15 protein-coding genes and 1 pseudogene are annotated in these 12,533 nt (G+C 70.0%); 5 read left to right on the forward strand and 11 right to left on the reverse strand.

What is annotated here, in order from left to right; genetic code table 11:
* Window positions 1-39: 39 nt before the first annotated feature.
* On the reverse strand, window positions 40-291 hold the full coding sequence (locus GT354_RS23710; RefSeq protein WP_237535381.1) for an SDR family NAD(P)-dependent oxidoreductase: 252 nt from the start codon (window positions 289-291) through the stop codon (window positions 40-42).
* Window positions 292-428: 137 nt separating this feature from the next.
* Between GT354_RS23710 and GT354_RS23715 the strand changes: the two genes are divergently transcribed.
* The gene (locus tag GT354_RS23715; protein ID WP_161358393.1) at window positions 429-995 is read left to right on the forward strand and encodes a TetR/AcrR family transcriptional regulator; all 567 of its coding nucleotides are present in this window, start codon (window positions 429-431) and stop codon (window positions 993-995) included.
* A 27-nt stretch (window positions 996-1,022) separates the two neighbouring features.
* Here GT354_RS23715 and GT354_RS23720 read toward each other — a convergent pair whose 3' ends face one another.
* Window positions 1,023-1,598, reverse strand: a complete 576-nt coding sequence (locus GT354_RS23720; protein WP_237535384.1) for a transposase — start codon at window positions 1,596-1,598, stop codon at window positions 1,023-1,025.
* A gap of 350 nt (window positions 1,599-1,948) precedes the next feature.
* Window positions 1,949-2,077, reverse strand: coding sequence for a hypothetical protein (locus GT354_RS55890; protein ID WP_272923873.1), 129 nt, complete (start codon window positions 2,075-2,077; stop codon window positions 1,949-1,951).
* 128 nt (window positions 2,078-2,205) lie between these two features.
* On the opposite strand from GT354_RS55890, the gene GT354_RS23725 reads away from it, so the two are divergent.
* On the forward strand, window positions 2,206-2,433 hold the full coding sequence (locus GT354_RS23725) for a hypothetical protein (protein WP_161358395.1): 228 nt from the start codon (window positions 2,206-2,208) through the stop codon (window positions 2,431-2,433).
* Window positions 2,434-2,589: 156 nt separating this feature from the next.
* On the opposite strand, the gene GT354_RS23730 is transcribed toward GT354_RS23725, so the two are convergent.
* Window positions 2,590-3,462 (reverse strand): SDR family NAD(P)-dependent oxidoreductase, encoded by an 873-nt coding sequence (locus tag GT354_RS23730; protein WP_161358396.1) that lies wholly within the window; start codon window positions 3,460-3,462, stop codon window positions 2,590-2,592.
* 155 nt (window positions 3,463-3,617) lie between these two features.
* A pseudogene (locus tag GT354_RS54425) lies at window positions 3,618-3,779 on the reverse strand (SDR family NAD(P)-dependent oxidoreductase); the annotation flags it as partial.
* 65 nt (window positions 3,780-3,844) lie between these two features.
* Between GT354_RS54425 and GT354_RS23740 the strand changes: the two are divergent.
* Window positions 3,845-4,480, forward strand: coding sequence for a TetR/AcrR family transcriptional regulator (locus tag GT354_RS23740; protein ID WP_161358398.1), 636 nt, complete (start codon window positions 3,845-3,847; stop codon window positions 4,478-4,480).
* Between the two features lie 36 nt (window positions 4,481-4,516).
* On the opposite strand, the gene GT354_RS52730 is transcribed toward GT354_RS23740, so the two are convergent.
* The 3 genes from GT354_RS52730 to GT354_RS23755 all read right to left on the reverse strand — a co-directional run bounded on the left by GT354_RS52730 (window position 4,517) and on the right by GT354_RS23755 (window position 6,652).
* Window positions 4,517-4,981 (reverse strand): hypothetical protein, encoded by a 465-nt coding sequence (locus tag GT354_RS52730; protein ID WP_202512215.1) that lies wholly within the window; start codon window positions 4,979-4,981, stop codon window positions 4,517-4,519.
* Window positions 4,982-5,058: 77 nt separating this feature from the next.
* Complete coding sequence (locus GT354_RS23750; protein ID WP_161358399.1) at window positions 5,059-5,358, reverse strand: hypothetical protein; 300 nt, start codon at window positions 5,356-5,358, stop codon at window positions 5,059-5,061.
* A 313-nt stretch (window positions 5,359-5,671) separates the two neighbouring features.
* Window positions 5,672-6,652 (reverse strand): helix-turn-helix domain-containing protein, encoded by a 981-nt coding sequence (locus GT354_RS23755; RefSeq protein WP_161358400.1) that lies wholly within the window; start codon window positions 6,650-6,652, stop codon window positions 5,672-5,674.
* Window positions 6,653-6,782: 130 nt separating this feature from the next.
* Between GT354_RS23755 and GT354_RS23760 the strand changes: the two genes are divergently transcribed.
* Window positions 6,783-7,718, forward strand: coding sequence for an NADP-dependent oxidoreductase (locus GT354_RS23760; protein WP_161358401.1), 936 nt, complete (start codon window positions 6,783-6,785; stop codon window positions 7,716-7,718).
* Window positions 7,719-7,822: 104 nt separating this feature from the next.
* Window positions 7,823-8,032: a hypothetical protein gene (locus GT354_RS23765; RefSeq protein WP_161358402.1), complete on the forward strand. Its 210-nt coding sequence runs from the start codon at window positions 7,823-7,825 to the stop codon at window positions 8,030-8,032.
* Window positions 8,033-8,221: 189 nt separating this feature from the next.
* Here the strand turns inward: GT354_RS23765 and GT354_RS23770 are convergent, their stop codons facing one another.
* From GT354_RS23770 to GT354_RS23780, 3 genes are read right to left on the reverse strand one after another with little or no spacing between them, the layout of a single operon-like run.
* Window positions 8,222-10,009 carry an ABC transporter ATP-binding protein gene (locus tag GT354_RS23770; RefSeq protein ID WP_161358412.1) on the reverse strand — a complete coding sequence of 596 codons (1,788 nt, stop codon included), beginning with the start codon at window positions 10,007-10,009 and terminating at the stop codon, window positions 8,222-8,224.
* 5 nt (window positions 10,010-10,014) lie between these two features.
* On the reverse strand, window positions 10,015-11,784 hold the full coding sequence (locus tag GT354_RS23775) for an ABC transporter ATP-binding protein (RefSeq protein ID WP_161358403.1): 1,770 nt from the start codon (window positions 11,782-11,784) through the stop codon (window positions 10,015-10,017).
* Complete coding sequence (locus GT354_RS23780; protein WP_161358404.1) at window positions 11,781-12,512, reverse strand: class I SAM-dependent methyltransferase; 732 nt, start codon at window positions 12,510-12,512, stop codon at window positions 11,781-11,783. Before GT354_RS23780 ends, GT354_RS23775 begins: the two co-directional genes overlap by 4 nt.
* Window positions 12,513-12,533 lie beyond the last annotated feature (21 nt).

Here is a 12,533-nt window from a genome sequence, read left to right on the forward strand (position 1 = left end):
GTTCGAGAGGTGCGGATCGGGGGTCGACTCGCCCGGGTCTCAGGCCCCAAGCTCGTAGCCGCCGGCCACGGTGATGTCCTGGCCGGTGATGTAGCCGGCGGCGTCGGTGTCGAAGAGCACGCGCCCGTCGGATCGGACGACGAGCACGTCGCCGGGGAGCTCGGACTGCGCCCGCGCGAGGGACTTGGGATTCTGTCCGGTGACCGCGACCTGGTAGCCGCGGGCGTGCAGCAGCACGGCCGTCGCTCTGCCGATCCCGGTCGTCCCCCCGGTGATGAGAGCTGTAGGCATGGCAAACCTTTCGTCGCTGAAGGGAGGGTGAGACCACCCGTAATCGGGGAGCTCCCCGTTTGTCTCACCGTACACTGAAACGGGGACATCCCCGAATCGTTCCCGAGCCTCATCCGACACTCACGATCGCGAAGGTCATGACACCTCCACGCAGCACCCTGCGCGCCGACGCGCAGCGCAACCGCGAGCAGCTGATCGCCACGGCCGCCGAAGCCTTCGCGTCCGGACGCGCGATCTCGCTGGACGCGATCGCCAAACGCGCGGGAGTGGGGAACGCCACCCTGTACCGGCACTTCCCCACCCGAGAGGATCTGGTCGAAGAGGTCTACCGGGACCAGATCCGGCCCTTGCGCGAAGATGCGCGCACCCTGCTCGCTACCAAGCCGCCCGCGCAGGCCCTCCACGCGTGGATGCTCCGATTCGCCGACTGGGCCGGTGAACGACGCGGCATCTGCGAGGCCCTGGTCGCGATGAGCGCTTCCGGCCGCTTCGGCACCGGACCGGTCTGCGACGAGGTCCAGCAGGTCCTGGCGATGGTGCTCGAAGCCGGCGCCACAGCAGGAGAACTGCGCAGCGACATCGACCCGGTCGAGGTGGGCGGCATCCTCGCCGGTTTGCTCTCCGTGGCCGGCGCACCCGAGCAGCACCCCCAGCTGAATCGCATGCTGGACGTCGTCGTCGACGGACTCAGGTCCCGTCCCTGACCTTTGCGGATCGGGTTGATATTGGTTTCACCACGTCAGGTCGGTTGCTGCAAGGAAGCCGCTGAGGAGGGCGGGGCGATGTTGGATGTCCCGCAGGCCTCGGCGGGCGACGGTGACCGGTTCGTCGAGAGTGCGGGCGCCGAGGTTGGCCAGCCGGCCGTTTCTCAGGTGCGCCCAGCCGCCTTCGACCGGGTTGGGATCGGGGGAATACGGAGGCAGGAAGACCAGGCTCAGCCGGTCGACCCGCTCCGCGAAGGCCCGCATCCGGCGGCTGCGACGACTGCCCAGGTTGTCCCAGACAAGTATGGTCGGCCGATCGAACGTCCTGTGGATCTGCGGGAGTTGGCGAATCAACTCTCGGTCGTTCACCGAACCGGACACCATCCGGTAGACCCGTGTCCCGGCCCGTCGTGGCACCGGCCACGCCGCCTCCGATACCGAGGGCGGACCCGGGGCCGTTGTCAGCCCCACCGCGCCCGACGACAGCTGCGCGAACCCGGATGCAGAAGTGGCCAAGGCCAGGGCCGCAGGCGCCGCCACGGTGGGCTGTGTCGAGAACGGGATCACCCCCGACGCCCGGGCCAAGGACGCGGCCAAGCGCATCGTGCCCACCCTGCGAAACGTCCCCGGCCCGGGGCTCGCCACCGGACTGTCCCTCCCGGACCGGTGCGAAGACCCCGCGCACATGAACGGCCAGTGGTGGTTCGAGCGTCGGGACGCGTGTGCCACGGGCTGGGGCCGATACACGATCTACGACATCCAGACCAGACTGCCCATCGGAACCGTCGACTACGTCAGGGTCGAGCACGTGTTCACGCGGGCGGCGAACGGCGTACGTTCGCAGTCCGAGATCTCGATCACGCCCTACGCCCAATCCGGCATCGGACTCGTGGGCACGACCGTCCACGGCCTCCCGGCCTGTGTCACGTCGTGCGCGGCGGTCATCGGCCCGTTCACGCCCAGGCGACCGCGGGGGTGGCGTGGGTCCTGTGGGCCTCGGGAAGCGGCTCGTCGATGCTCCACTTCCCGTCCTTGTACAGCGTCAGGTACAGCCGGTCGTCGTCGACGCGCCCGAGGTGCACGCAGGCGACGTTGCCCCTGCCGTCGGTGGCCGGCGCGGGGGAGTGCGTGCCGTGGTGCGCGGGGAAGACGCGGTCCTGGCTCCAGCCCTTGCCGTCTCGGACGCGACCACGGCGGCTGGGGCGACCCCATGAAGATCGAGGCGCGCGGTGCGGCCATCGTCGCGGCCGACTGGACCAAGCGTCACGCGGTTTACAACCCCCTGAAGGACACCGTCACCTATGCGGGCCGGGTCGACCAGTACGACCTCAGCACGCTGGGGAAGATCCTGCGCGCCGAGACCGTCCCCGAGACGGTCCCTCAGCCGGTGGACTGCCATCGGCTACCAGGTGTGCGGCGGCGGGTCGTGGTCGGGTGAGGTGCGCACGCCGGGAAGATCAAGCTGGTCAACACCGCCACCGGCCGCCTGCTGGGCGACCACCACTTCGTCGTGGGCACACGGGGCACGACGACCGTGTCGGCGACATGGAAGTCCCCCGGGGCACCTACACCCTTCTGTCTCGCGCGATGGGTGTCAGCGAGCGGACGTGTTCGGCTGGGACCGGTGACTCGCCGAGAGCATCTTGTCCATCACGCGGCCGGGAAGGAAGCGGGCGAGGGGGATGATGAATGCGGCGTCCTTGCCGAGTGTGTATCTCGTTCGCGGTCGGGCTGTCGTGGCCACTTTGGCGATTTTGGCTCCGGCTTTTGCCGCGGGTGCGGCGCGCTTGAGGAAGGCGGCGTTCGAGGCGACTGTCGACTTGACGAGATCGCCGTAAAGACGCAGATGTTCGGCGTTCATCCTGTCGGCGAGTTCGAGGGAGATGGCTCCGCTGTGGGCGGCCATCTCGGTCGCGACGCCGCCGGGTTGGACCACTACGACCTGCACACCTTGCGCTGCGACCTCTCGGCGCAGGGAGTCGCTCGCTGCTTCGAGTGCAAACTTTGTTCCCGCGTACGCACCGAAGATCGGTAGTGCGGCTACCCCACCTACCGAGCTGATGTTGACGATCCTGCCTCGGCTTCGTCGGAGAAATGGCAGGAGCAACTGGATGACGGCGATATGCCCGAACAGGTTGACTTCGAACTGTTCGCGCCATCGCTCGAGCGGCAGGACCTCAACGGGTGCGTTGATCTCGATGCCGGCGTTGTTGATCAGAGCACGCAGTGGGCGCTGCTCCGGGTCGTTGGCGAGGCGCTCCGCGAGGGCTTCGATGTGCTTGGGGACGGTGATGTCCAAGGTGACTGGTTCGATGCCTGCGGCCCGGATGGCGTCGGCCTCATGGTCGGTGCGTACGCCGGCAAGGACGTGGTATCCCATCGAGGCGAGTTCGTGTGCCGTCGCGGCGCCGATGCCCGTGGCGGCGCCGGATACGACGATGAGTTCCTTCTTGTGCGGATATGTCATGAGTGTGGTCCGTTCAGGAGGTGTGCGCGGTTGCGAGGGGGAAGGTGACGTCGGTCAGCTTTCGGAGACCTCCCACAGTCGAGGCGCTGTGGATACGTTTCGCGCCTTGGCCGCGGGCCTGACGAGTTTCGGTGCGCCCCGCATCCCCATGAGCCGGCGGCACGCCCTTTGTCGGTGTCACGCACAGCCAGGACCACGCGCGCACCTCGCTCAGCGAATATGCGGGCCGTGGCGTGGCCGATACCGCTGTTCGCGCCGGTGACAACAACGGTGTGGTCGGTCATGAAGGGGATGTCCGAGAGGGAGAAATGGGACATGTCCTCAATGTAGTCAGTGACAACAAAGTTGTCAATGGCAACATTAGCTCGATATTCTCGTACTCATGCCCGGACCTGCCGAACAGCGCCCTTATCACCACGGAGATCTCCGCACCTCGCTCCTCGCCGCAGCCGAGCGCGGCCTGCGAGAACGTGGAGCCGATCAACTCTCCCTCCGGGATCTGGCCAGGGAGATCGGCGTCAGCCACGCTGCGCCACGTCGACACTTCGCGGATCGCCGGGCCCTGCTCGACGCCCTTGCGGAGGTCGGATTCGTGCGCCTGGCCGCTACGCTGCACACCGCCCTTGCCGGGAGCGATGGCGAGCGCGGCTTCCCCACGCGCGTGCGGGACGCCGTGTCGGCATACGCCCACTTCGCGGTCGACAACGCTGCGCTGTACGAGCTGATGAACTCCAGCAAGCACCACCCGGGAGCGACCCTGGTCACCCGGGCCGCTGCGGCAGCGTTCGGCCAAATGATCGACCTGATCGCGGAGGGTCAAGCGCATGGCGCACTGGAGCAGGGCGATCCTGAAGAGGTCGGAATCATCCTCTACGCCACCGTGCAAGGCATCACCACCATGGTCAACAGCGGGATGATCGGTGCGGAGCGGCTCGATGGGCTCGTCGACTCCGCGGTCTCGCAGTTCCTTCGAGGGGCCCGTCCCCTCGGGCCGCAAAGCCCCCCGAGCGGGCGCTGACGCAGGCTGGGAATTCCTGTGGCCATCCGCCTGGACTCAACTGGCCGCAGGGCTGGACTTTGACACGGCCGGTGTCACGATCCACTCGTCGGCGGAGCCGCCCAGCGGCTGGACGTTGACGATCTTGCCGGCGATCCGGAACCGGCGAAGGCCCGGGATCGGTTCCTCGACGGGGCGGCGGCAGCCGACGCGCGGTTCCATCAGCTCGGACGCCCGCATCCCGGAGACCGCGGAAAGGAGGACGATCGCCGCGGCGCGGACGATCCCGACCAGGGCGATCGCCGCGGATGGGTGCAGCGCCGCGGCCGGCGTCGGCTGCGGGATCGCGTTGGAGACCGGCACGGTGTCGGGTCCGGGGGCACGTTCGGCCGAGCACCCTGCTCGACGGCCAGGATCGCCCCGGTTGCCGGAGCCCGGGACGATCTCGCCGTAGGAGACCAGCGCCCGGTACCCGTCCGCGCCCCCCGCGAGCAGGCCGACGCTCGGCGTGGGTGTCGTCAACCGATCAGCCGGCCGCTGAACACGGCGCGCCGCCGTGCCTGCCGGCCGCCCACCTGACGAAGGGGGCTCGCCGTGCGTCAAGCCGTTTCGGGATCCGGCCGGTGTTGGACGCGGAGCGCGAGCACAACGGCGAGGCGTCGGTGTTCCAGGTATCCGATGATCAGGCGGCCATCGGCGTGATCACGGATCCCAGACACGCCGGAATCGTGGTCGGTGGGGTCACCGACGTAGCGGACGGTGGCAGCATCGGCCAAACGTTGCGCGAACGCATCGACGTCGGCGCGGACGCGCGGTGCCAGGCCGCCGACGACGTGTTCGGCGCCGGGTTCATGCTCCCAGGTCCACGCGACGGCTTCGCGGGCGGCCTCGTCCCACATGGCGGCGATCTCGGCGGCTGGCCGAACTCGCCCACCACGACGGCCTCCACGTCCTTCGCGGCAATCTTCGCGGCAATGCCGACCCGCCCTACTGCGGCCCGCCCGCCCGCGGGCGTCCGTCACGTACGCGGGATGCCCGGCGGTCTCCTTGAGCGGCCCCTTCACGACGGAAATCGTTTGCGCCGGCAAAATGAAGCAGTCGAACGTCGGCGGCAGAATCTCGATTCCGGCCATGAAGCGCAGAGTCGCCTTTCCGTACGAATCGTTTGTAGCCAGTACGTCCACGAACGAGGACGCGTATGGTGCCCCGTGCTCAGCGGGCCCCCGCCGGAACGCGTTCGGCCGCGCGAAACGTGTGCCGATACGTCATCGGCGGCACGCCGATCGTCGCGACGAGGTGTTGGCGTAGGGACGCGGCCGTGCCGAAGCCGGAGCGATCGGCGACATGGTCCACGGGCCAATCGGTGGTTTCCAGCAGTCGGCGCGCGTACTCGACGCGCTGTCGTGTCAGCCACCGGCCCGGCGTCATGCCCACCTCGTTGCGGAAGCGCCGCGAGAACGTACGCACGCTCATGCGGGCGTGTCCGGCCAACTCGGCCAGTGACAACGGACGATGCAGGTGTTCGAGCGCCCACACGCGCGTCGCCGAGGTGGTCGCGGCGTCGGGCTCGGGGACCGGATGTTCGATGTACTGCGCCTGGCCGCCCTCGCGCCACGGCGGGACGACGCACAGACGGGCGACACGGTTGGCGACCTCGCTGCCGTGGTCCAGGCGCAGCAGATGCATGCTCAGGTCGATCCCGGCGGCGACGCCGGCCGCGGTGTACATGTCGCCGTCCTCCACGAACAGCACGTCGGGGTCGACCTTGACGCGCGGGAACATTCGCTGGAAGTGCTCCGTCTCGTTCCAGTGCGTCGTGGCGGAGCGGCCGTCGAGCAGTCCGGCGGCGGCCAGGACATAGGACGCGGTACAGATCGACACCATGCGCGTGCCCGGTCGTACGCCGGCGAGCGCCTCCGCGAGGGGCGCCGGCAGCCAGTCGCGCACCTCCGTCGGTCCGCACGCGAACGGTGGGATCACGAGGGTGTCGGCAGTGGGGATCACCTCCGCGCCGTGCTCGACGGCCACGTTGAAGTCGGCGCTCGTGCGGACGGAGCCGCGGTCGATGCCGCACGTCAGGACCTCGTACAGCGGCTCGCCGCTCTCGGACAACGCGCTGCCGAAGATACGAAAGGGAATGCTCAGCTCGAAGGGATAGACGCCTTCGAGGGCCAGTACCACGACTCGATGCATGGCCGAATCCTTGCACATATTGGCTATACGGCCACTCGATGAGAACGCATGCGATCGGCGAGTGTGGGGCACACGTCGCCGGCCGGTCGGGTCGCGGCGCGAAGACGGTCCTACGGCAGGGGAGACGAGCATGCGCGCGATCGGTCAGGACACGCTGGGTGGGCCCGAGGTACTCAAGATCGTCGAGGTGGAGCGACCCGAGGCCGGCCCCTCCGAGGTTCTCGTGCGGGTACATGCCGCCGGGGTCAACCCGACCGACTCGTGGCATCGCGCCACGGGCGGACTGATGCACAGCGGACCGATACGTCTGGGCTGGGACGTATCCGGCGTCGTCGAGGCCGTCGGACTCGGCGTGACGCTGTATGCCCCCGGCGACGAGGTGTACGGCATGCCGCGCCTGCCGTACGAGGCCGGCGCGTACGCCGAATACCTCGTCGCCCCGGCACGCCACCTCGCCCGCAAGCCGGCCGGAATCTCGCACGTGCAGGCCGCCGCGCTACCGCTCGCCGCGCTCACGGCGTGGCAGACCCTCGTGGACACCGCGAACGTGCGGGCGGGACAGCGTGTCCTCGTCCACGCGGCGGCGGGCGGAGTGGGGCATCTCGCGGTACAGATCGCCAAGGCGCGCGGCGCCTATGTGATCGGGACCGCCCGCGCCGACAAGCACGAATTCGTGCGCGGCCTGGGCGCGGACGAGGTCGTGGACTACACGAGTGTCGCGTTCGAGACGGTCGTGGGTGATGTCGACATCGTGCTCGACTGCGTCGGTGGCGAGTACGGCCCGCGTTCGCTCACGACGCTGCGCCAAGGCGGCATCCTGCTCTCGATCGCGTCGGCGGCGGAGGCGTACCTCGCCGAGGAGGCCCGAGCGGTCGGCCGACGTGGCGGTTTCACGATCGTCGAACCCGACCACGCGGGCCTCAAGGAGATCACGGCGCTCGTCGAGGCGGGAGCGTTGCGAGCCGAGATCGACACGGTGCTGCCGCTGGAACAGGCCGGGAAGGCCCACGAGATGAACGACACGCGGCGCACGACGGGGAAGATCGTCCTGACGGTCGTGGACTGATCCCGACCGCGCGATCCCCGGTCGGGGCCGCACCAAGACTCCGGGCCGTGATCGCCGAGCGCGGGAGCGGCCCGCTTTGGTCGCTTCGGAAGGTGTCTTGTGCGATGAACCGGTCCCGTCGCTTCACGGGCTTCGCCGCCTGGCGGCCGTCGTTCTCGTCGTGGCCGGCGACCGACGACGAGGACCGGATGCTCGCCCGCACCGACGCGCCGCAAACCGCCGCCGGCCGACCGAGCTGTCAACTCCCCACCGACGACCCGTTGATCGTGACCGTCCCGAGGAGCCCGACACGAACCCCGACGCCACCGTCGTGATCGCCGGCGCCGGCCAGGGCGGATTCCAGGTCGCCGCGTCGCTACGTGAACGCGGACACGCCGGCCTCGTCGTCCTCGTCGGCGACGAACCGGGCCTGCCCTACAGCTCGATCCGCGTCTGGGGGGCAGCAGCCCGGCGTCCTCGGCCGTGGTCGCCAGGGTGCCACCGCCCGGGCAGCCGCGGAGGCCTCACTCGACACCGTGATCGTGGGGATGGTGACGACACCCCGCCGAGCCCGGTGTGGATGCGGCCGAACCCGCCAGACGCCAACCCCCGGCGCGTTCTCGGTCGCGCCGGAACGTCGCGTACAGGCCGTCACGGCCGATCAGTTCCTCATGTGTGCCGTGTTCGTCGATCCGCCCCTCGGCGAGGACGAGGATCCGGTCGGCGGCCGAGACGGTCGCCAGTCGGTGCGCGATGACCAGTAGCGTCCTGTCCTGGGCGAGCGTGTGCATCGTGCGCGTCAGAGCGGCCTCGGTGGAGGCGTCCAGCGCCGCGGTCGCCTCGTCGAACACGACGATCGGCGTGTTCTTGAGCAGTGTCCGCGTGATGGCCACGCGTTGTCGCTGTCCGCCGGACAAGGTCGCTCCCCGCTCGCCCACGCGGGTGCGCCAACCGTGTGGCAGTTCGGCCACGACGTCGTCGAGTCCCGCCAGGTTCGCCGCGCGCAGCAGCCGTTCGTGGCTCGCGTCCGGGTCGCCGACCCGGACGTTGTCCTCCAGCGTCCCTTCGAACAGGTAGGTGTCCTGGAAGACGGTGGACACGTGGTCGGACAACGTCCGCTCGTCCAGGTCGCGCACGTCGACGCCGCCGATGCGCACCTCGCCCGCGTCCACGTCCCAGAACCGGGCGAGCAGTCGGGCGATCGTCGTCTTGCCCGCCCCCGAGGGCCCGACCAGCGCGGTCATCCCCCGTTGCGGCAACCGGAAGGACACGTCCACCAGCACGGGCCGTGGGCCGTAGCCGAAGCGCACCCCGCGAAACTCGACCCCGGCGTGTTTCGGTGTCAGCGGCGCGCGAGGGAGCGGCAGCGGCTCGGCGTCCAGCACGGCGGTGATCCGGGCGAGGCTGTTGGCCGACAGGCGCATGCTCGCGCCCAGATCGGCCGCCGCGGACACGCTCTCGGCAAGCCGAGCGGTGAGGACCAGGAGCGCGAGCAGTGTGGGCGCGCCCATCGCTTCGCCCAGCACCGCATCGATGCCGACGATCAGTACCGCGGCGAAGGTCAGTCGGACCGCGAACGCGAAGGAGACCAGCCCCGGTACGCCCCGGGTGATCATCGAACGGTCGGCGGCGGCCTCGCGTACCAGCGCCGCGTCCAACGCCGAGTGCCCGTCCACGGTGCGACCGAACGCACGCAGGACGGGCTGGTTCTGCGCGTACTCCACGATGCGCGCCGCCGCGTCGTCGATGGCCCGATCCCGCCCCAGATCAAGGCGTCGCACGATGGCGCCACTGGCCAGGTACGCGGCGACGAGGACGGGTGTCGCCAGGGTGAGCGTCAAGGCGACGCGCGGGTCGAAGATCCAGCAGGCGCCGAGGATGGTCAGCGGGGTGACCACGGCATTGGTCAGTGGCCGCAACAGGTGCGCCGGCACGTTCATCACCTGGACGACGCTTTGACTGGCCAACCGGCCGAGTTCGGCGGAGCGGGCCCGGGTGAACCAACCCAGGGGGAGCGTCACGACGTGGTCGGCGATCCGATGGTGTAGCGCTCGGGACAGCCGGGCGCCGGTGGTGAAGCCGCCGGCGATACTCGCCGCCTGGACGATCGCGTAGCCCCCGGCGCACAGGCACAGCCAACCCAGGTAGGGCACGGCCGCGTCCGGGTCCTCGCCGAGCAGGCGGGTGAGCACCGGGACGGTGAGGCCGAACGCGAGTCCCTGCAGGACCGCGGCGACGACCATCGTGGCGATCAGCCGCCGCAGGGCACGCGCGTGCTCGGCTCCCAGGGCCCGAAACAGGTGGCGCAGCATGGTGGTCACACGTTCTCCGGATCGGCGGTGGCGCGCACGCGCGCGCGACGGTGCCACAGCCGGGCGTAGGGCCCGTCGGCGGCGAGGAGTTGATCGTGGCGGCCTTGTTCGACCACGCGTCCGGTGTCGAGGACGACGATGTTGTCCGCTTCGCGCACGGTTTCCAGGCGATGCGCGATCACCAACACGGTGCGTCCGGTCGCCAGTTCGCTCAAGGCGTCCTGGATGTGCGCCTCGGCGGTGGGGTCGGCGAAGGCGGTCGCCTCGTCCAGGACGAGGATCGGGGCGTCGGTGAGCAGGGCTCGGGCGATCGAGACGCGTTGGGCCTCGCCGCCCGAGAACTGCGCGTCCTGGCCCACCACCGAGTCGTATCCGCGCGGGAGTTCGAGCACCCGCTCGTGGATGCGGGCCGCCGTGGCGGCGCGGATCACCTGTTCGTGGGTGGCCTCGGGCCGGCCCAGTCGGATGTTGTCGGCGACGCTGTCCGCAAGGAGCCGGACGTCCTGGAAGACGAAGCCGACGGTGCGGTAGAGGTCGCCGGCCGCGATGTCGCGGACGTCCACGCCACCGATGTCGACGGTTCCGGCGTTCGCGTCGTGGAATCTGGGCAGCAGTGCGGCAAGGGTGGACTTCCCGGAGCCGGAGGGGCCCACGAGTGCGGTGACCGTTCCCGGGGCGAGGTCGAGGTCGATGTCGTGGAGTACGTCGTGCTCGCCGTCGTAGGAGACCCGTACGCCGCGCAGTCTCACGTGCCGGCCGACCGGTGTACGCGGCGACTCGGGCTGGGAGAGGGGTGGTTCGTCCAGCAGGTCGGTGATGCGGGCGGCGGCGGCGCGTCCGCTTTGGATCTGTTGCAGCCGCGTGCCCACCGCGCCCACGGGAGCCGCGAGGGTGGGCGCCAACAACGTGAACGGGATCAACGTCGCCGGTGCGATCACGTCCTGGGTGACCAGGATCGCGCCGACACCCAAAACCAGGGTGAGGACGACGACGGGCGCGACCACGAGGAACGCCGCGGTGCTGACCACCAGCGTGCGGCGTGACCAGGCGGCGAAGAACGCCGCGAAGTCGTCGGCCGCGCGAGTGAATCGTCCATGGGGGGTGCGCTCGCGGCCGAAGGCCTTCACCACGGGGATGCCGTCGGCGAACTCGACGGCGGCGGAGGTGATCCGGGTCTGCGCGCGGTGGTATTCGACCATCTGCTCACCGGCCCCGGCCATGGCACGTCGGAACAACAGCATTCCCGCCACCGCCGGTAGGACGGCGACCAGGGCGAGCCTCCAGTCGACGGTGAGCAGGTATGCCAGCGCCGCGGTCGGCGCCACCAGCACGGTGGTGACGTCGAGCAGGGTGTGGGCGACCAGATGGTGCAGCGCGTGCACGTCGTCGTGGGTGGCGGCGGTGATCCGCCCGGTGCCGCGGGAGGTGAACCAGCCGAGCGGCAACCGGCCCACGTGCTCGGCGAGTTCGCGACGCAGCCGCAGTTGCAGCGCGTTGTCGGCGTAGTGGCTCAGTGTCGCGGCCGCGTAAGCGAGCACGAGCGCGAGCAGGGCCGCGCCGGCCGCGGTCGACACGAGCGGCCACACGCGGGCACCGGACGGAGCCGGATCGTCGAGCAGTCGGCGGGCGAGTTCGCCCACGGCGATGAACGGGACGATCCCGACCAGCGCGGCGAGTGCCTGGAGGCCCACCGCGAGGGTGAGTCGGCCGTGTCCGCCCTCGGTCACCCGGCGCAGCGGACCGGGCTTCTTCGGTGCGTGTCCGGGAGGTGTCATGCGACGAGGACTCCTATGTGGGGGACGACGTGGGAGCCGACGCGGGTGATCCGGCGGACGGTCATGCCGGACTCGGCCGCGAGTCGGTCGAGGTCGTAGGCGTGCCAGTCGTAGGTGTCGGTCACCTCGCGCACCAGGCGTCCGTCGTCGTCGAGGACCTTCCAGGTGGTACTGAAGCGGGTACGGTCGGCGGCGACGGGTTCCGCGGCGATCCACCATTCGTACACCTGGCGGCCGATGCGCTCGCTCAGCGACAGCGTGGGTGGCATCGGCCGGGGGGCGGCGGTGCCCATCAGCTCGACCGCGACCAGCCCTCCGGGGGCCAGGTGAGCGGCCAACCGGCGCCACAGTGCGATACGTTCGCGCCGATCCAGGTGGCCGGCGACGCCGAAGATCACGGCGGCGCCGATCTTCTCGGGCAACGCCATGTCCTGGGCGGTGCCGTCGGTGATGCTCACTCGGCGTCGCAGGTCCGGGTCTCGGGCGACACGGGAGGCGAGTACGGCGCGCATGGTCGCGGAGGGTTCCGCGGCGACGATCCGAGCGTGCGGCAGGGCCGCGGCGATGACCTGTGTGACGCGTCCGGTGCCGGCGCCGATCTCCACGACCGGGCCCGCGGTCGCGTCGACGTCGGCCAGGACGGCGCTCAGCGCGGGTCCGCTGCTCGTGACGTGGCGGGCCGCGACGAGGTCGTAGAACTCCGCGGAGGTCGAGTAGTAGTCGATCATCGGATTGGGTTCCTCGGGGGG

The sequence above is a fragment of the Streptomyces sp. SID3343 genome (assembly GCF_009865215.1).
Taxonomy (GTDB): Bacteria; Actinomycetota; Actinomycetes; order Streptomycetales; family Streptomycetaceae; genus Embleya.

Bases quoted from the DNA above. Each gene is read 5' to 3' on its own strand.
- GT354_RS23780 (WP_161358404.1), bottom strand. From the start codon at position 12,512: ATGATCGACTACTACTCGACCTCCGCGGAGTTCTACGACCTCGTCGCG.
- GT354_RS23720 (WP_237535384.1), bottom strand. From the start codon at position 1,598: ATGCGCTTGGCCGCGTCCTTGGCCCGGGCGTCGGGGGTGATCCCGTTC.
- GT354_RS23765 (WP_161358402.1), top strand. From the start codon at position 7,823: ATGAACCGGTCCCGTCGCTTCACGGGCTTCGCCGCCTGGCGGCCGTCG.
- GT354_RS23770 (WP_161358412.1), bottom strand. From the start codon at position 10,009: ATGCTGCGCCACCTGTTTCGGGCCCTGGGAGCCGAGCACGCGCGTGCC.
- GT354_RS23755 (WP_161358400.1), bottom strand. From the start codon at position 6,652: ATGCATCGAGTCGTGGTACTGGCCCTCGAAGGCGTCTATCCCTTCGAG.
- GT354_RS23760 (WP_161358401.1), top strand. From the start codon at position 6,783: ATGCGCGCGATCGGTCAGGACACGCTGGGTGGGCCCGAGGTACTCAAG.
- GT354_RS23725 (WP_161358395.1), top strand. From the start codon at position 2,206: ATGAAGATCGAGGCGCGCGGTGCGGCCATCGTCGCGGCCGACTGGACC.
- GT354_RS23740 (WP_161358398.1), top strand. From the start codon at position 3,845: ATGCCCGGACCTGCCGAACAGCGCCCTTATCACCACGGAGATCTCCGC.
- GT354_RS23715 (WP_161358393.1), top strand. From the start codon at position 429: ATGACACCTCCACGCAGCACCCTGCGCGCCGACGCGCAGCGCAACCGC.
- GT354_RS23710 (WP_237535381.1), bottom strand. From the start codon at position 291: ATGCCTACAGCTCTCATCACCGGGGGGACGACCGGGATCGGCAGAGCG.
- GT354_RS23730 (WP_161358396.1), bottom strand. From the start codon at position 3,462: ATGACATATCCGCACAAGAAGGAACTCATCGTCGTATCCGGCGCCGCC.
- GT354_RS23775 (WP_161358403.1), bottom strand. From the start codon at position 11,784: ATGACACCTCCCGGACACGCACCGAAGAAGCCCGGTCCGCTGCGCCGG.
- GT354_RS23750 (WP_161358399.1), bottom strand. From the start codon at position 5,358: ATGTGGGACGAGGCCGCCCGCGAAGCCGTCGCGTGGACCTGGGAGCAT.